This window comes from Streptomyces sp. CB01881 (assembly GCF_002953255.1).
GTDB lineage: Bacteria > Actinomycetota > Actinomycetes > Streptomycetales > Streptomycetaceae > Kitasatospora.
Genome location: NZ_CP026498.1, coordinates 643,295 through 643,836 on the forward strand (window position 1 = coordinate 643,295; position 542 = coordinate 643,836).

The 542-nt window shown below is 70.8% G+C and carries 1 pseudogene; it reads right to left on the bottom strand.

The annotated features are described in order from the left end of the window. Positions 1-431, bottom strand: a pseudogene (locus C2142_RS39195) (ABC transporter permease); the annotation flags it as partial. Positions 432-542: the final 111 nt, after the last annotated feature.

The following is a 542-nucleotide window of genomic DNA, read 5'->3' on the forward strand; positions in this document are numbered from 1 at the left end:
TGAGGCGCAGGGATCAGGAACCCGTTGATCGCGCCGATCAGCGCGCCGACCACGAGACAGAGCGGGATGGCGGTCCAGGAGGGGAGGAGTCCGAGGCCGTTGAAGCGGGCGCCGTGGTCGGGCAGGACCAGCCAGACGGCGATGACGGGGGCGACGCCGATGGTGGATTCGAGGGAGAGGTCCATCCGGCCGACGATCAGGATCAGTGCCTCGGCGAGGACCAGCAGGCTGAGTTCGGTGGCCTGCTGGCCGACGCCGAGGAGGTTGTCGGAGGTGAGGAAGGCGGGTGAGACGGCGAAGCCGATGACGCCCAGGACGAGCAGGACCGGGACGAGCGACAGGTCGCGGTAGCGGGCGAGGTCGAAGCGCGGGCCGGCCGGTGCGGCGGGGGCGGGGGCCGGGTGTGCGGGGGCCTCAGTGGTGGGGGGCATTGGGTTCCTTCGGGTCGGTCGGGCCGGTCATGCCCTCCATGGCTGCGACCAGTTGTTCGTCGCTCCAGCCGTGCGCGAACTCGGCGACGACGCGGCCGTGGAATGGAACAT